Source organism: Micromonospora sp. NPDC049559, assembly GCF_040676675.1.
Lineage (GTDB): Bacteria > Actinomycetota > Actinomycetes > Mycobacteriales > Micromonosporaceae > JBFAPK01.
Genome location: NZ_JBFAPK010000030.1, coordinates 44,073 through 60,253, shown reverse-complemented (window position 1 = coordinate 60,253; position 16,181 = coordinate 44,073). Strand labels below are relative to the sequence as shown.

Here is a 16,181-nt window from a genome sequence, read left to right as displayed (position 1 = left end):
CAAGTATCGCAGCATAGGCCGACTTCGCCATTTCGCTAGTTCCACGGTGCCGACCCCGCCTCGACTCGCGCCGCGCCGTACCGGTTCTCGACGTTCCGGCCCGGACCCGGCCGTTCTGGGCGGTTCGTCGGGTCGCGGAAGTTCCGACGGTTCGTCCGGTCGCGGAAGTCCGTCGTACGCAGCGGGAACAGCACCGCGACCACCGTCACCGTCGTCAGGACGGTGGTCGCGACGATGGCGGCGAGCGGACCGGGCTCGACCGACGCGGCCAGCCGGGGTACGACCGCCAGAAGCGCCCAAACCAGCACGACCAGGCCCAGCACCGCCCCGATCAGGGCAGCCCGCCTCGGTCCGGCGCGCGTTTCGTCGGCGTCGCCGGGACCGGCGTCGCCACGTCGCGCCGCCAGGGCGGCCGCCGCCAGGCAGCAGAGCACCGCGCCCAGCAGGACCCCGCCGAGCGTGTCGCTGAACCGGTGCCAACCCGCGATCATGGTGGCCGAGGCGACCACCGAGACCGCCGCCGCGCCCGGCACGGCGAGCCACGGCCGGGCCCACCCCGGCAGGACCAGCAGGAACGCCATCAGCAGCGCGGTCGCGGCCGTGACGTGGCCGCTGGGGAAGCTGTTGTGGGTGGTCGAGCTCTCGATCTGGTAGTCCGGGCGGAGCAGCACCGACTTGGCCACGCCGGCCACGGCCACCGCCCCGAGGACCATGCCGACGCCGACCACCCCCGCCACCAGCCGCCGGCCGAGCAGGCCCACCAGCAGCACCGAGCCGAGCAGGGCGGCCAGCACCGTCGGGCTGCCGAAGACGTCCAGCACCGCCCTGGCCGGACCGACCAGGACGGTCCGCTGCTCGTACCCGCCGCCCCGCTCGGCGCGCGGTAGCAGCAGGCCGTCCAGCCATTGACCGGCGCGTGTCCAGAGGAACACGCCGGACGTCAGCCCCAGGGCGAGCAGGTAGCAGCCGGCCGCCACGAGCAGCGGCCGGCTCGGATGGGTGTCGCGAACGGGTGGCAGCGGCCACGCCGCGGGCCGGCCGGAGCCCGGCCACGGGGCGATCGGCGAGTACGACGGTCCGGGGTGCACGTGGACCAGGCTCGACCCGGTACGTCCGGGGCCCATCCCAGGAATGTCCGCGTTCTGTAACAGTTTCCGCCCCCGACATCGATCAAGACAGTGATCTCACCGGGTACGGTGTCGCAATGTCTCGGGATCGCATCCTGGCCGTCCTGCTGTTGCTGGTCGCGCTCGCCGCCCTCGCCGCCGGCAATGCCTTCCCGTTCGTCGAGGACGCGCCGTGGGCGCTCAAGAGCGCGGTGGCGGTCGTCGGCGCGGCGTGCCTCCTGCTGGGAGTCCGCCTGTGGGTACGCGGCTCGGGCCAGGACCGGAATCCGACGGACTAGCCGGAGCGGTCGGAACCGCGACCGACCCCTGTCGCGGGACGACCGCAACTGGTCCGCCCCGGTCAGCTGCACGGTCGCGCCGATCGCCGGCCACCTGCACTGGCAGCTGGACATCTACCTCAGCAAAACCGCGTGGCGCGCCTGCACCCGGCTCGGCGCCTGGGAGGGCATGGCGGCTCGGCTGGCGGACGGCTGGCCGCCGGACGGGTGGTACCCGGCCGTCCACTACCGGGAGGACCTCGAACTCCGTGACGAACTGGCCGGGCTGGGTCGGGCGTTGCCCGAGCCACTCCGGGCGCGGTTCGCCACGTCGTTGGACGACGTCGACCGGCGGTTCGTGGCGCTCACGGAGGACGACGGCGGCGCCGAGTTGGCGGCGGAACTGGGTACGGCGTCCGTGCCGCCGGAGCCCGACCGGTGGTGGTGGCGGCGGATTCCACAGCCGGCCCCGTGGCAGCGCCGGGTACGCGCTTGATCCCGACACCGCGCGGCGCCGCTGGACCATCGCCACGGGGATGCTCTCTGACTTCGTCGGCTCGCGGGATGAGGGCTGCTCGGCCGACGGGGTGCGCTACGGGAGGGTTGGCACCGTCGTGACCAGGTTTTCCGCGACTCCCGCCAGGGAAGTTCAACGCCAGGGGTGATTCCCCGCCTGGGGAGGCACGACCGGGGGAAGGAGATCCTGGTATGGGCCAGCAGATCGTCGAGGGGAGACCGGCCGCCACGAAGCAGCCGGAGGACTCCCGGCCGCACTCGACCCCGGTACGCCGTTGGCTGCGCGACCACGGCCTCGCCGTGGCGATGTTCGGCGCGTTCCTGCTCTTCCTCGTGCTGCAGAGCCTCTTCGGCTGGCAGACCCACAACGAGGAGCTGACCCAGGCGGGCCGGGCATCCGAGAGCTATCTCCACTACCTCGGCACCGGTCACTTCGTGGAGGCGACGTTCGAGAACTGGGAGTCGGAGTTCCTCCAGATGGGCGCGTACGTCCTGCTCACGGTGTACCTGGTGCAGCGGGGATCGGCCGAGTCCAAGCCCGAGCCGGACAGCGACCGGCCGGACGACGATCCCCGGGCGGCCGGACCCGACTCGCCCCGGCCCGTACGCGCCGGCGGCCTGGCGGCGGTGCTGTACCGCAACAGCCTCTCCATCGCGCTGTTCCTGCTCTTCGGGGCCTCCTTCGTGCTGCACCTGCTCGGCGGCACCGCCGAGTACAACGAGCAGCAGTCGCTGGAGACCGGAGCGCCGCCGATCTCCGCCTGGCACTTCCTCGGTACCAGCGACTTCTGGTTCCAGTCGATGCAGAACTGGCAGAGCGAGTTCCTCGCCGTCGGCGCGCTGATCGTGCTCAGCGTCTTCCTCCGCCAGCACGGCTCGCCGGAGTCGAAGCCGGTCACCACGCCGCACGCCGAGACCGGCAGCTGACCGCGCCCCGGGCCGCGGAGCTTCCGATCCCACCGGAGTCGGACGCCCCGCGCCCGAGGCGGTCGCCGTGCCCGGGGCATTCGCTGCGCCCGGGGCAGTCGGGGCGCCCGGGCGGTCGGGGCGCTCGCTGCTGTCCCCCGAGCGAGCTACCCGCGACTGTCCACGGTGGGGTGACGATTCCGGCCCGGCGGATCCATAGCGTTCGACGCAGCCGCGGCGCTCCGGCCGCGGGGATCTCGCCAAGGAGTCGTCATGCGACTGTTGAAGCAGCTCGGGGCCGTCGCGGCGGTCGCTTTCGCCGGCAGTCTGGCCGTCGGCGCGGTGTCGGGGAACGCGCCGCTCACCCTGGTACTCGGGGTCGCGACGGCGGTGCTCGCGCTGGTCACGTACGGCTGGGTGGTGCGCCGGACCGAGCGCCGCGCGCCGGTGGAGGTGGCCCGTGCCGGCGCCGGCGCGGCCGTCGGTCGCGGGCTGCTGATCGGCGCCGGGATGTTCGCGGCGGTCATCGTGAACATCGCGTTCCTCGGCGGCTACCGGGTGACCGGCTGGGGCTCGGCGCTGGGCGCGCTCGGGTTCTTCGGCTTCACGGCCGCCGCCGCCGTGACGGAGGAACTGATCTTCCGCGGCATCCTGTTCCGGATCGTCGAGGAGCGCCTGGGTACGTGGCTGGCGCTGGCCCTGACCGGCCTGCTCTTCGGCCTGTCGCACCTGTTGAATCCGCACGCCAGCCTCTGGGGCGCGATCGCCATCGCGGTCGAGGCCGGCGGCATGCTCGCCGCCGCGTACGCCGCCACCCGGACCCTCTGGCTACCGATCGGCCTGCACTTCGGCTGGAACTTCGCCGAGGCCGGCATCTTCGGTACCGAGGTCTCGGGCAAGAGCGGGGACGGGCTGCTGGACGGCGTGCTGTCGGGTCCGGCCCTGCTCACGGGCGGCGAGTTCGGGCCGGAGGCGAGCGCGTACTCGGTGCTGGCCGGCGTGGTGCTGACGCTCGTCTTCATGGCGCTGGCCCGCCGCCGCGGCCACCTGGTGCCCCGTCGTCGGCGCACCCCGGCGGGCGCCGCGACCGCTACGCTCTCCCGGTGATCGGCGTTCGGTGGGTCCCGGACCGGTGGCGTCGGTACGACGTCACGGTCCGGGATCTCCCGCTCGCGCTGCTGCTCGTCGTCGGGTCGCTCCTGCCGGCGCTGCACGGCCTCGGGACCGAGGTCGGCGACCGGCCGGCCCGCCCGTACGACGCGCTGGCCGTCGCGGCGGTCGCCCTCGAATGCCTTCCCCTCGCGGTACGCCGGCGGTGGCCGGCCGTCTGTCTGGCCCTGGTGTCGCTCGGCTTCGCCCTCGACCAGCTCCGCAGCTACCACGCGTTCGCGGGCACCGCGCTGCCCATCGCGCTGGTGAGCGCGGGCGCCCATCTGGAGCGCCACCGGCGCACCGCCGCGGTCCTCCTCTCGGTGGCGTACGTGCCGCTGGCGGTCGCGCTCGACCGGCTCGGCGCGACCGAGCGGGTCGAGGGCTACGTGACGTTCTACCTGGCGCTGGCCCTCGCCTGGGGGATCGGCTCCTGGCTGCGCTCCACCCGGGCCGCCGAGGCCGAACGCCGCCGCCACGTCGCCGAGGCGACCCGTACCGCCGAGCGCACCCGGATCGCCCGGGAACTCCACGACGTGGTGACCCACCACGTCACGGCGATGGTGGTGCAGGCCGAGGCGGCGCGGTACCTGACCGCCGTACCCGATCGCCTCGACGAGGCGCTGAGCGCGGTCACCGACACAGGCCGGCGCGCCATCACCGACCTGCGACACCTGCTCGACCTGCTCAACCCCGACCACGGCACCGAGGCGAGGACGCCGTCGGCCGGCGAACTGCGCACGCTCGTGGAGCAGACGCGCCGGGCCGGGCAGCCGGTGGAGTTCACCGAGGAGGGCCGGCCGGCGGAGTCGACCGGCAGCGCGGAACTCGCGGCCTACCGGGTCGTGCAGGAGGCCCTGACCAACGCCCTCAAGTACGCGCACGGCAGCCGGACCGTGGTGCGCGTGCACCATGGCGAAAGGGAGATCACCGTGGAGGTCGGTACCGACGGCTCCGGCTCGCGCGCCGGGTCTCCGGGCGGGAGCGGGCGGGGTCTCGCCGGGCTCCGCGAACGGGTCGGGGTCCTGGGCGGCGAGTTCAGCGCGGACCCGCAGGCGGACGGCGGCTTCGTCGTACGGGCCCGCATCCCGGCCGGAAGCCCGTCGTGACCGCGCCCATCCGGGTCCTGGTCTGCGACGACCAGGCGCTGATCCGTACCGGCTTCGCGACGATCATCGACGCCCAACCCGACCTGGAGGTGGTGGGCGAGTGCTGGGACGGGCGCGGGGCGGTCGACCTCGCCGGCCGGCTGCGTCCGGACGTGGTGGTGATGGACGTACGGATGCCGGTGCTCGACGGCATCGAGGCGACCCGCCTGCTGGCCGGCGCCGGCGTGGCCCACCCGGTCAAGGTGCTCGTGGTGACGACGTTCAACCTGGACGAGTACGTGTACGAGGCGCTGCGGGCGGGGGCGAGCGGGTTCCTGCTCAAGGACGCCCCGCCGGCGCAGCTGCTGCACGGCATCCGCACGGTCGCGAGCGGCGCCGCGTTGCTGGCGCCCGAGGTGACGCGGCAGCTCGTCGGCCGGTACGCGGCGCGGATCCGTCCGGCCGACCGCACGCCGGGCGACAGCGGGCTGACCCCGCGCGAGCTTGAGGTGCTGCGCCTCATCGCCAACGGCCTCTCCAACAGCGAGATAGCCGCGACGCTGGTGATCAGCCACGAGACCGTCAAGACGTACGTGTCCCGCATCCTCACGAAGCTCGACCTGCGCGACCGCGTACAGGCGGTGGTCTACGCGTACCGCCGGGGCCTGGTGACCTGAAAAGCCGCTGGTGACCTGAGACCCCTGGTGACCTGAGACCCGCGGTTCTCGCCGGCGGCGCCTCCGGTCGTCCCCGGGTGACCACGGCACGGTCCGGAAGACCTCCGGAACTTTCGGCCGACTCGACCCCGATCCCGACCCTCCGGCCGGAGCCGCGACGGGTCGGCCCCGGCCCCCTGCCGCCCGGAGACGACTACTGGTCAGGCCCGATGCCTCGCGGCCGGGAGGCCGCTGCCGGGACGAGGTTTCCACAACCTTTCCGATAGTTGTTGACAAGTGGACGACCCGGTGCCAATACTGTCGCCATCGACGGACCTCAATCTTCGTCGAGGCGCCCACCGCCACCTGCTCCTCCGGCCGCCGTGCGCGGCGGTCGGGCAACCACCACCGCGCGGTACGACGTCCAGCCGTCGCCCGGCCACCGGCAGCCCCGCCGGGTCGCCCGCGCCCGCTGGCCTCCCGCCAGCCGTCACGAGGAGGAAGGCACGTACATGAACGACGCACCCGTCCCGCCGAGGGCCCGCCGGCGCGGGCGCCTCAGGATGATCATCGGCGGTGCCTGCGCCGTGGCACTGATCTCGGCCGGAACCACCGTAATCCTGGCCAGCCCCGCGCAGGCCCAGACCGTGACGTCGAACTCGACCGGGACCCACAACGGCTACTTCTATTCCTTCTGGAAAGACAGTGGCAACGTGACCATGGAGATGGGTAACGGCGGCCAGTACAGCACCCAGTGGAGCAACATCAACAACTTCGTCGCCGGTAAGGGCTGGAACCCCGGCACCCGGCGGACGGTGACCTACTCGGGCAGCTTCAACCCGTCCGGCAACGCGTACCTGACCCTCTACGGCTGGACGCGGAGCCCGCTCATCGAGTACTACATCGTCGACAGCTGGGGCAACTACCGACCCCCGGGCGGGCAAGGCTACATGGGCACCGTCAGCAGTGACGGCGGCACGTACGACATCTACCGGACGCAGCGGGTCAACGCGCCCTCCATCGACGGCACCCAGACCTTCTACCAGTACTGGAGCGTCCGGCAGTCGAAGCGCGTGGGCGGCACCATCACCACGGGCAACCACTTCGACGCGTGGGCCCGGTACGGGATGAACCTGGGCAACCACTACTACCAGATCCTGGCCACCGAGGGTTACCAGAGCAGCGGCAACTCCAACATCACGATCGGTAGCTCCGGCGGCGGCTCGACCACCCCGCCGCCCGGCGGTGGCGGCGGCTGCACGGTCAGCGTCAGCCGTGCCGACGAGTGGAGCGACCGGTTCAACGTGAACTTCTCGGTCAGCGGCGCCAGCAACTGGGTCGTCACCATCCGTACGAACGGCAGCCAGAGCCTGCAGAACAGCTGGAACGCCTCGGTCAGCGGTACCAGCGGCACCCTGACGGCGCGGCCGAACGGCAACGGCAACAACTTCGGCATCACGCTCTACAAGAACGGCAACAACACCACGCCCACGGCCAGCTGCGCGACCGGCTGACGCGGCGGCGGGGCGTACGGCGCGTCGCCGACGTGGCGTACACCCACGACACGAACCGAGGACGTCCGGCGGAACCCCGCACCGGGGTTCCGCCGGGCGACCGTACGTGGCTACTCGGCCCAGGGCGAGCCGGTGACGCTCGGGTACCAGGCCAGACCGTCGCCACCCCAGCTCCACCGCGGGTCTGACGCTCGTCCCGGTCGGGCTGACCGGGTCACGGCGCTCGGCGGTGTTCCTCCGCGATTTTTATGGACCTGCGGCCGTCCGAATCCATTGTCCACCGAACTCTTGCCGGCGCTGGCGCCTCTACGGAACCTTCTCCACTTCCCGCAGCCCGGTCGAGTCACCAACCATTTGTCCACGCGATACCAGCAGCTCGACGAAATCTTCCAGTCGCGGGGACGAAAAAACGTCCGCCAGAGTACACTGGGCATCCCACCTCCGGCGAAGAGCAGAGATGACCCGAGCAGCCGCGAGCGAGTTTCCCCCGAGGTCGAAGAAATCGTCCGAAAATTTTACGTCGGGCACTTCGAGCACCGACGTCCATACCTCAGCCAATCCATCCACTGTCAAGTCGCGCCTAGCCGCAACCTCGTAATAAATCGCACCAAGCGCCGCCAGGTCGACCTTCCCGCCGGAAGTGGTCGGATATTCGGCAAGCCACTTGATCGTGGTCGGGAACATATACGACGGAAGAACCCTCGCAAGCGAGCCCAGCACGTCTTGATACGACTGCTGGCGCCCGACAAGGAACGCCACCAGTTCACCGTCGAGGTGCAGTATCCGGGCGTCGCGCACCTGTTCTAGGTTCAGCAAAGCTGCAAGAAGCTCGGCCGGCTCGATCCGATGGCCAGCAATTTTCACCTGATCATCTGTGCGGCCGCAGACCGATATCTCAGCACCGTCCCACCGCGCCAGGTCACCGGTTCGCAACCACCGTCGCGGAGAGCCAGAGTCACGTCTTGTCACGAACTTCCCGCCATCGGCGATAGCGTCGGTATAGCCCATCGAGAGTCCCTCGCCGGCGAGCCAGAGTTCCCCAGTCACGCCTTTCGACACTGGATTGCCTGACTTGTCCACAATCAGCACGTCGATACCCGGGAGCGGGCGGCCGACCGGGACGCAGGCGTCCTCACCGCCATCTGCCTGCACCTCATAGATTAGCGACGTGACAGTGGCCTCGGAGAGGCCGTATGCGTTCACCAGTCGCCGCCCCGCCGATTGCTCCAGGCCGAGCCACGCCCGAGCCGCTGAACCAGGCAAGGGCTCGCTACCGACCACCACGAGACGCAATGAGGACGGCAAGGGCGACGTTCGGAGGTGCTCGACCCATCCGGCGAAGTATGAACTCGGGATGTTGCAGACCGAAATGCCAAGGTCACTGAGCAGGGCGGTAGCGCGATCGTAGGAGAGGTTACCCAAAGGCTCGGGCAGAACCACGACGGTCGCGCCAGCCGCCAGCGTCGGCCAGATCTCCTCTATCGCGACGTCGAACAGCAGCGAGCTGCAGTGCAATACCCTGTCACCGGGCTCGAGCTCGTATGCGATGCGTATCGCGCGCGCATGCCAGGCGAGCGAATCGTGCGATACGAGTATCCCCTTGGGCTTACCGGTCGAACCGGAGGTGAAAATGGCGTAGGCTGGGTGCGCGCGAGCCTCGCCCCAGCGCTTTCCGCGGCCCGGAACGAATTCCCATCCCTCGGCGGACCCTGCTGTGGACAAGCCGGTCGCTATGGCTGAGACGCCTACCTCGCCGAAAATCATTTTGCTTCGTTCGGACGAATTGGCGTCCACGGCAATATATCCAGCGCCAGCCCCGAGGATACCCATCATGGTCACAATGGAGCCGATGCTCCGCACACCGGGAAATGCCGCTACCTGCGCCTCGCCGACGCCCCCCTCAACGAGGGTAGCCGTAACCTGACGCGCGAGCTGCAGTAACTCGGCATACGACACCGACCTCACCCCGTCGGTCACCGCTATTGCGTCGGGATGCTCCGCGGCGACGCGCGTAATCTCTCGAACAACAGGTGGGAGATACATCGCACACGCTCCGGGGGAGAGTAGGGTCGGTCAACAAGGAAGGTCCTCGAGCCGGACGTCAGGACAGGCGATGAAGCCTTCCACAATTTCCGTGAGGATACCGACCACGGCGAGCGCCACATCGTCGGAAAGCATCTCTCGTGCGTACGTGACAACCACGTCAAGCCCGCCTTGATGCTCCTGAATGCGGATAGCCAAGGGCGCGTTCGCTATGCCGGTTCCGATGGCGAGCGACTCGACGCTGAGGCCGGACAAATTCAGCGGCTTCAGTTCGTCGGTCGCGTCGCCCTGCATGAAGTTGAACAGAACGTAGGGTCGACGCGGCAGGCCTGCGAAATCCGGTGGACACAGCCGACGCGCAATCTCTGAAGCGGACATCCGTTGGTACGCGAGTGCCCGATACGCCACCCTGCTCACTTCTCCGGCAAATCGTCGTAGGGTGCCGCACGCTGGAACGGTCACGGCGACCGGAACACAGTTGGCGGTGTCCGCGACCAGCCTGTCCGCCTCGAGCATTTCCCGATTAGCGAATGGGACAATTACACCGACCCTCTGCTCGCGGCCGTGTCGTGCGAGAGCCAACATAGTCATCGCGAGCATCACATTGGCCCGAGTCAGAGTCGATCCGGTGACGACTTCGTCTAGCCTGCCCGTAAGGTCGTCCGCAAAGCTCAGGTGAATGGCGCCGGAGTGTGTCGACGCCACATTCTCAGGCCGTGACCACTCTAGAGTGGCGGGCCAGAAGGGCGAATTTCCACGCAGTTCTTTCGCCCAGTAGCTGGTGACCGCGCCGGCCGTGTCGGAAGTGAGCCATGATTGCTCTTCTTGAAGGTACCGGCGATAGTGACCCGACTCGTTGTCAGAGCAGGTGTCGACCGGCTTACCGCCATTGCCGTAGAGCGCGCCCAAGTCATTGAGAAGAATGCCGACGGAAACGCCGTCGACGACTGTGTGATCGAACAGGAGTAGAACTATCGAGGTATGGTGGTCGACTTGCCAGCATTGCGATCGCATAAGAAGCCCGTCGGCCAGGGCGAGTGGCCGGAGGGCTGCTCGGCGAACTTCGGGTAACAGGCTGGGTATGCCCACGTGGGCCGCAGGCGAGTTCATCATCTCGGTCGCAACGTCTCGCGGCGCTGCTATCCGTTGCGTCCAAGTCCCATCGTCCTTCTTCAGGAACTGGACACGCAGGGCTTCATGATGTCGAGCAACCGTCGTCAACGAGCGATCGAGGACCGCCAGGTCCAACTCGCCACGAACAACCAGTCCCACTGCGACGTTGTGCCCCTGAGGAGGCTGACTCAAGGCACTCCGCTGGTCTTCGATATTGAGACGGCGAGCCTGATCCGGCGACAGCGGCAACACTGACGTTGATGTGGAGGCAGTTGCGGAGAGCTCAACGTCGGCCGCGGTTTGCGGCGGCCGGATCGACCGGACGAGTTGCGTCATCCCGGCAACTGTTGGGGCATCAAGTAGGTCAGCCATCGCCAGTTGCACGCCGTAGCATCGATGCAACCTACCGATAAGACGCATTGCCGCCAAAGAGTCGCCTCCAGACCGGAAAAAGTCGGCATCCTGAGAGAGATCTGGGCGATCGAGGATCTCGCGACAGATGGCGGTGATCTGTTCCTCGACCTCTCTCAGCGACGCGGTCGGAGTAGGCATGAAACCCTCACCCTCACCGTTCGACCTGCGGTCGCGGGGTCTCGTCCACCATGACTACCGCTCGCGCGGGCGCGGCCTCGGCGTCTGCTACCTTGATCGGCATCGCCAGGAGGGTCACCACCGAAGCACCAACGAGATGTAGGTCGGTGATGTACTCGAGAATCGGTATGTCCGCGGCCAGCAACGTCCGGTGGACGGGAGATTCAAGGTCACCAGGACGTTCGGTGAGGCAGTCCAGCCCGACCAGAACTGCACCGTTTTCGACGGCCCAGTCCGCAGCAGAGCTGGTGAGGTACGGAGGGCGGTCCCAATAGTCCTCCCGCCCCCAGTGCGTGTGCAGGTAATCGGTTCTGATAAGCAGCCGATCCCCCGGTACCCAGAACTCGCCGACGGCCTTGTCGAGATCGTCCGCAGCGATCGGGTCAAGCTCCTGCTTATGCGACAGGTCGGCGACACAAGCGCGCCCGAAGAGGACCTCGAGCGGCACCTCGTCGATAGTTCGGCCGCTTGGGAAAAAATGCCTTCCGGTTTCGATGTGGGTGCCATTGTGAGGAAACAGGTGAAGCTGCGAGAACAAGCGGCTCGTACCGGCCGGATCGCTTTCCGGAGTCATCACCCGATCAAGAGAGAATTTCGGGTACCAGGATGCCGGATAGGACGGCATGCCCTCATAAAAGCCATGAGTTATGTCGATCAGCTGCACGTTCGACACATCCCTTCGAATCAGAAAAGAAATGAGACATCTAATGTGCCGGTGTCCTGAGCGGGGCCGGCGCGGGGTCAATTTCGCAAGCTACGGAGGCCCGTGCGGCTAATGGCGCGACGAGCGCACCGAGCAGAAGGAACAAGACGGATAAGGCGGCCCATCCGGCGGCACCTGAGCCAACCACAAGCGAGGTGATCAAGATGGGTCCGATAGTGTCCCGCAGCGCCTCACCTAGCGAGAAGGTTCCCAGATGCTCGCCCTGCTGCTCACCCCCGGCCAACCCGAAGGACAGCCCCCAGCTGCCCGCCGCCTGCAACAGATCACCAATGCTGAGGACCATGACAGCGGCGAGGATGGTGACCGCTGCGGGAAACCAGGGAAGCCAGCCGGTCGGCGCGAGAACGAGGCAGGCCACCGCGCCGCAGGCCGAGGAGCGGCCCAGGGAGCGAGCCGCGCCCGGCACTGAACCGGAGCTGCGGCTGAGTCGGACCTGCAACGCGATCGCGATCGCCGTGTTGACGAGGAATACCAATGCGATAAGGAACGGCGGCGCGGCCGTATGCAGGGTGATCCATAGCGGTAGACCGATATCCAGAATGCTCACATGGAGGCCGAGCAGGCCGGACAGCAATCCGAGCTGTACATATTTTCCGTTCTGTATGGCCGCGCGCCTCGGGCCCGACTTCCTCGGGCGGCCCGCTGGCGTCTGCGGCAGCGTCAAATTCGCCACCGCAAGGCCAATGAAGGATAATGCGTTGGCGACAATCAGCACCTCGTACAATTCCGGGCGCCTCGCCTGCAGCACTGCAGCGGCCGCCAGGGTGCCTACCGAGATTCCGACATTGAAGACGCTCCGCAGATATGCCTGCACCCGCACCCGGGACCTGTCGATGATAAGTGCTCCGATCAGGGCCCGCCGTACGGTGATTCCGCCCCGCTCGGCACAGGCGAACAAGGACGCCACCACGAGGAACATCCCATAGGATCGGACGAACAGGAACGACGCCATCGTTGCCGCCTGCGCCAACGCCATGAGAATGGCGATCCGTCGCGGGCCCCACGCGTCGGCGAGGATTCCCGCAGGGACGGCTACGGCAAATCCGAGTAGTGCAGATATCGAGAGCCCTGCGCCGACCTGGGCCGGGGTGAGCCCGAGGGCGGACGTGAAGTAGATGAGGCCGCCAGCTATGAACAGTCCGTAGCCGACCGAATCCACCGCGCTGCCGATCGACAGCCGCCATTCGGTACGATCGGCAGGAAGGAAGGTTTTCATTACCGGCGTTTCCCTTTATTCGGCCGGATAACCGAGAAGGCTTCTTGCCTGTCCGATCAGGGGCGAATCCGGCATCGTTCTGCGATCGATGCTCCGGACGGCAACCACACCGCTCAGAGATCCGGTCGCCCAGACTCCGTCCGATTTCGTCAGGTCGTTCACCGTCACCATGCGCTCGGCTGGCGCGAGGCCCAGCTCGCCCGCCTTCGCGAGCAGCGCCCCCGCCGTCGTGCCGGCCACGACGCCGGTGTCCGCCGGGACGGTACACAGGCGGCGGCCGTCGATCCAGACGATGCTGAACCCCGTGGTCTCCAGAATTTGACCCGCTGTCGTGGTCCACAACAGGTCGTCCGCGCCGTTGCGGGCGGCCCATCGTGCACCAGCCATGTGCACGGCATACGAGAGGGACTTCACGCCACCGAGGAGCCAAGGGGCCGATGCCCTGGCCTCGGCCGAAAATCCGCTGGCGCCGGTGCAAAGGCGAACGCCGTCTCGGCGGAATCTCGCTGTCTCCGGTCCGAGCTCCGTTACGGCGCAGTAGACGGTCGCGATGTCCGTTCCGGCACGGCCTCGGGAGCAGACGAGACGGAGCATTCCCTCCGTGTCGGACGGCCACGCTGCGGCGGTTTCCAGGATGAAGTTACGAAGACGCGTCAGGTCGGGCAGGGTCAGTTCCAACCGCGCTGCCGAATGGGCGAGGCGAACCAAGTGTCGAGCCAAGAAGAAAATCTCGCCCTGATGGATCCGCATGACTTCGAACGCGCCGTCGCCCCGTAGCACGCCCAGATCGTCAAAGCAGAGGAATCCGACGTCGGGGTTTATTGCGCCTCGGCCGTATACAGCCAGGCAGGTTGTTGCTTGACGAGCCACAAGTCCTCCAGGGTCTGCAGCCGAGTGCGGCTAGTTAGTCGGCTCCCGCCCTTCGGTAGTAAGACCCAGAACCGCACCCACGATCCTCGGGATTTCCCCTACCGGCAGCGCGTGGTAATGGATTGCGGGGCCGGTCAGGTCGGCCGGCTCGGTATCATCGCTGAGCACGTGAACCGGAAAGTCGACGTACGCGGGTTTGGCGCCTACACATGCCCATAGGTAGGATGTCCACCTCGAATACTGCTTCACGAGCTCACGAAACGCGGTAGGCTCATCATTTGGCAATGACTCGACCAAGGCCCGCTCGGCGGTATTGAACATGGCCAAGGTCGAGCCGAAGTCCGATGGAAGCCGGCCATGATAGCCGAATACGTTCAGCATCTCGGCAACGGACGCGTCGACATCAGGGCGAGTTACGAACGCTGGGTCGACGACTAGCGCGACGACCTCCGAGTCTGTTCGCGCCTGGATGGTGGTCGCCAATGTAAGCCCAAAGGCGGCACCTGTGCAGTATGCCGCAACTAGGATACGTCTTGCCGGCGTTGAGTTGTGGGACAGCCACCGGTCAGCCTGCTCCGACAGAGCAACCTCTCGGTACTCCCGGTCGGGAAGATCTAGCGGATCGAGCATCACGGATCGGATATCCGGAAACGACGCTGCTAAGCGTTTGAAGGACCGCCGCCGCAGATCTGTTCTGAATTCGACGTGAACGAACATGGTCTCTTCACGGTTTTTCGACATGTGGCGTCATTTGCCCCAAATGAGATCGCCTCTGGTGGCCTCGTTAGCGGGAATGAGCGCTCGGGTGATACCCACGATGAACATTCACGTCTCCTCTCCCGCATGCTGGGGGGCTGCGGACTGCTAGGGGAATCTCGGCCGCTTCACTCGCTTTCGCGAGCCGCTGTCAGATTCACTCTGCGCAATCACCGTCGAGCTGGGAAGAGGATGCGGCTGGACGCAAGCGTCCATGACCTATTCGGGTCACGTTACCTGTCCCGTGCGTGCGGCATCGTCCGGTTTCCTGGTCGCAGCGGCTGGTGGTGCTCCCGGAAGCGCTCAACGCTCCTGCGGCAGCCAGCCGTTCTGCACGGCACGTACACCCGCCTCGAACCGGCTGCGGGCTTCGAGCCGTTCCATCAGTTCGGCGGCGATACGTCGGGCGGTACGCGGTGAGACACCGAGCCGGTTCGCGATCGCTACATCGGTGAGACCCGTGGCCAGCAGCCGCAGGACCTCCGCCTCCTGGCGGGGGAGACGCTGCCCGTCGAGTGCCTGCTTCGTGCCGAGCGGCGTGGCCTCGGCCCAGATGGCATCGAACAACGCGCACAGCGCGGCCAGCGCTCCCTTGTTCCAGATGAGCACCGCACCAAGCTTGGTATCCGCGGTGTCGATCGGCAGAAGCGCCTGGTTGCGGTCAACGATGATCAGCCTGGTCGGCAGTGCGACGGTGGTCCGCGCCTGCGCTCCGCGACTGATCAACCAGTTGACGTGTTCCAGGGTCGGCGGATCGTTGCGCACGCTGTCGAGGTAGACCGTGCGACTGCGGACGCCTCGTTGGAGCAGGGCGGTGTTGGCGGCGCGAGCGGCCCGAAGATCCTCGACCGAATGTGCGCCGCCCGGGGCAAACGTCAATATTTCGTACTGACTGGTCCTAGCGAGGTGGGCGAGTCGTTCGCGGATCGCCTCCACGCCGGTAAGCCGCTCGGAGTCCGGCCCGCTCGCCCCGTGGACAGTCGCGGAATATTCGGCGATCAGATGGGCGGCCGCGACACGGGAGGCCTCTACCTTGAGCTGCTCGGCGGCAAGCCGAGCCTGTTGCTGCGTGAGCAGGAGTTCCATCGCGATGTCTGGCGAGACGGCGTAGAAACCGCTGCCGCGCCGCCGCGACGCATGGATCAGCGACAGTGTACTCAGCTGCTCCAGCGACAGGCGGATCTGCGCCTCCGAGACGCCGTGACGGACCGCCAGCTCGGGAACGCCCTCGTCAGGATAGGACAACATTGACCGGTATACCTGCTCGGACAGCGCATCAATCCCCAGTGGCTCCAGCATCCGTGTCTCCGCCCCGTGGCATCTCATCCCGACCGCAGATAGCAATGTTCGCATATCTCGGTCCCGGTACTACAGCCTCTGATGTTGCGATGAGCCGGGCAGGCGCTTTCGTTTCGGCCGATCTCGGTGGGAAGGTGGACGGGTATCACTCGACGCGTGGGCCCCTGGTCGTTGGCCGTGGCGCCGGTTTGACCGGGCCCGTTGCCATTCCGGCCGGCCTTGATTGTCGCCTTCGATGTGCCATCGGGTGTGGCTACGGTGATCAGCTCCGACGCCGGGGCCTCGGCGCCGTGGTGGGCCAGGAAGTACCCCGCTCATCGGTCCCGTCGGGATGCTTGATAGCGATCTTCGCGCAG

The 16,181-nt window shown here is 67.4% G+C and carries 15 protein-coding genes; 7 read left to right on the top strand and 8 right to left on the bottom strand.

Annotation, left to right across the window (positions count from 1 at the left end; translation table 11 throughout):
• Window positions 1-35: 35 nt before the first annotated feature.
• The gene (locus tag AB0J86_RS27435) at window positions 36-1,124 is read right to left on the bottom strand and encodes a phosphatase PAP2 family protein (protein WP_363860493.1); all 1,089 of its coding nucleotides are present in this window, start codon (window positions 1,122-1,124) and stop codon (window positions 36-38) included.
• Between the two features lie 80 nt (window positions 1,125-1,204).
• On the opposite strand from AB0J86_RS27435, the gene AB0J86_RS27430 reads away from it, so the two are divergent.
• The 7 genes from AB0J86_RS27430 to AB0J86_RS27400 all read left to right on the top strand — a co-directional run bounded on the left by AB0J86_RS27430 (window position 1,205) and on the right by AB0J86_RS27400 (window position 7,213).
• Complete coding sequence (locus tag AB0J86_RS27430; RefSeq protein WP_363860492.1) at window positions 1,205-1,405, top strand: hypothetical protein; 201 nt, start codon at window positions 1,205-1,207, stop codon at window positions 1,403-1,405.
• A 169-nt stretch (window positions 1,406-1,574) separates the two neighbouring features.
• Window positions 1,575-1,880 (top strand): hypothetical protein, encoded by a 306-nt coding sequence (locus AB0J86_RS27425; RefSeq protein WP_363860491.1) that lies wholly within the window; start codon window positions 1,575-1,577, stop codon window positions 1,878-1,880.
• Window positions 1,881-2,092: 212 nt separating this feature from the next.
• Complete coding sequence (locus AB0J86_RS27420) at window positions 2,093-2,827, top strand: DUF6766 family protein (protein ID WP_363860490.1); 735 nt, start codon at window positions 2,093-2,095, stop codon at window positions 2,825-2,827.
• A 252-nt stretch (window positions 2,828-3,079) separates the two neighbouring features.
• The gene (locus AB0J86_RS27415) at window positions 3,080-3,913 is read left to right on the top strand and encodes a CPBP family intramembrane glutamic endopeptidase (protein WP_363860489.1); all 834 of its coding nucleotides are present in this window, start codon (window positions 3,080-3,082) and stop codon (window positions 3,911-3,913) included.
• The gene (locus tag AB0J86_RS27410; RefSeq protein WP_363860488.1) at window positions 3,910-5,064 is read left to right on the top strand and encodes a histidine kinase; all 1,155 of its coding nucleotides are present in this window, start codon (window positions 3,910-3,912) and stop codon (window positions 5,062-5,064) included. The genes AB0J86_RS27415 and AB0J86_RS27410 overlap by 4 nt, the downstream gene beginning before the upstream one ends.
• On the top strand, window positions 5,061-5,720 hold the full coding sequence (locus tag AB0J86_RS27405) for a response regulator transcription factor (protein WP_363860487.1): 660 nt from the start codon (window positions 5,061-5,063) through the stop codon (window positions 5,718-5,720). The genes AB0J86_RS27410 and AB0J86_RS27405 overlap by 4 nt, the downstream gene beginning before the upstream one ends.
• 491 nt (window positions 5,721-6,211) lie before the next feature.
• The gene (locus tag AB0J86_RS27400; protein WP_363860485.1) at window positions 6,212-7,213 is read left to right on the top strand and encodes a glycoside hydrolase family 11 protein; all 1,002 of its coding nucleotides are present in this window, start codon (window positions 6,212-6,214) and stop codon (window positions 7,211-7,213) included.
• A gap of 306 nt (window positions 7,214-7,519) precedes the next feature.
• Here the strand turns inward: AB0J86_RS27400 and AB0J86_RS27395 are convergent, their stop codons facing one another.
• From AB0J86_RS27395 to AB0J86_RS27365, 7 genes are all read right to left on the bottom strand, one after another.
• A complete protein-coding gene (locus AB0J86_RS27395; protein WP_363860484.1) occupies window positions 7,520-9,256 on the bottom strand; it encodes a non-ribosomal peptide synthetase in 1,737 nt (578 codons plus the stop codon).
• 30 nt (window positions 9,257-9,286) lie between these two features.
• Window positions 9,287-10,921: a condensation domain-containing protein gene (locus AB0J86_RS27390; protein ID WP_363860483.1), complete on the bottom strand. Its 1,635-nt coding sequence runs from the start codon at window positions 10,919-10,921 to the stop codon at window positions 9,287-9,289.
• A gap of 13 nt (window positions 10,922-10,934) precedes the next feature.
• Complete coding sequence (locus AB0J86_RS27385; RefSeq protein WP_363860482.1) at window positions 10,935-11,624, bottom strand: cyclase family protein; 690 nt, start codon at window positions 11,622-11,624, stop codon at window positions 10,935-10,937.
• 40 nt (window positions 11,625-11,664) lie between these two features.
• Window positions 11,665-12,900: an MFS transporter gene (locus tag AB0J86_RS27380; RefSeq protein WP_363860481.1), complete on the bottom strand. Its 1,236-nt coding sequence runs from the start codon at window positions 12,898-12,900 to the stop codon at window positions 11,665-11,667.
• A gap of 15 nt (window positions 12,901-12,915) precedes the next feature.
• Window positions 12,916-13,680 carry an aminotransferase class IV gene (locus AB0J86_RS27375; protein WP_363860480.1) on the bottom strand — a complete coding sequence of 255 codons (765 nt, stop codon included), beginning with the start codon at window positions 13,678-13,680 and terminating at the stop codon, window positions 12,916-12,918.
• 120 nt (window positions 13,681-13,800) lie between these two features.
• Window positions 13,801-14,511 (bottom strand): hypothetical protein, encoded by a 711-nt coding sequence (locus AB0J86_RS27370; RefSeq protein WP_363860479.1) that lies wholly within the window; start codon window positions 14,509-14,511, stop codon window positions 13,801-13,803.
• A 318-nt stretch (window positions 14,512-14,829) separates the two neighbouring features.
• Window positions 14,830-15,825, bottom strand: a complete 996-nt coding sequence (locus AB0J86_RS27365; protein WP_363860478.1) for a LuxR C-terminal-related transcriptional regulator — start codon at window positions 15,823-15,825, stop codon at window positions 14,830-14,832.
• Between the last annotated feature and the right edge of the window lie 356 nt (window positions 15,826-16,181).

Excerpts from the sequence above, each read along its gene's own strand:
- AB0J86_RS27370 (WP_363860479.1), bottom strand. The coding sequence starts at position 14,511 with ATGTCGAAAAACCGTGAAGAGACCATGTTCGTTCACGTCGAATTCAGA.
- AB0J86_RS27365 (WP_363860478.1), bottom strand. The coding sequence starts at position 15,825 with ATGCTGGAGCCACTGGGGATTGATGCGCTGTCCGAGCAGGTATACCGG.
- AB0J86_RS27415 (WP_363860489.1), top strand. The coding sequence starts at position 3,080 with ATGCGACTGTTGAAGCAGCTCGGGGCCGTCGCGGCGGTCGCTTTCGCC.
- AB0J86_RS27390 (WP_363860483.1), bottom strand. The coding sequence starts at position 10,921 with ATGCCTACTCCGACCGCGTCGCTGAGAGAGGTCGAGGAACAGATCACC.
- AB0J86_RS27420 (WP_363860490.1), top strand. The coding sequence starts at position 2,093 with ATGGGCCAGCAGATCGTCGAGGGGAGACCGGCCGCCACGAAGCAGCCG.
- AB0J86_RS27395 (WP_363860484.1), bottom strand. The coding sequence starts at position 9,256 with ATGTATCTCCCACCTGTTGTTCGAGAGATTACGCGCGTCGCCGCGGAG.
- AB0J86_RS27435 (WP_363860493.1), bottom strand. The coding sequence starts at position 1,124 with ATGGGCCCCGGACGTACCGGGTCGAGCCTGGTCCACGTGCACCCCGGA.
- AB0J86_RS27380 (WP_363860481.1), bottom strand. The coding sequence starts at position 12,900 with ATGAAAACCTTCCTTCCTGCCGATCGTACCGAATGGCGGCTGTCGATC.
- AB0J86_RS27430 (WP_363860492.1), top strand. The coding sequence starts at position 1,205 with ATGTCTCGGGATCGCATCCTGGCCGTCCTGCTGTTGCTGGTCGCGCTC.
- AB0J86_RS27425 (WP_363860491.1), top strand. The coding sequence starts at position 1,575 with ATGGCGGCTCGGCTGGCGGACGGCTGGCCGCCGGACGGGTGGTACCCG.
- AB0J86_RS27400 (WP_363860485.1), top strand. The coding sequence starts at position 6,212 with ATGAACGACGCACCCGTCCCGCCGAGGGCCCGCCGGCGCGGGCGCCTC.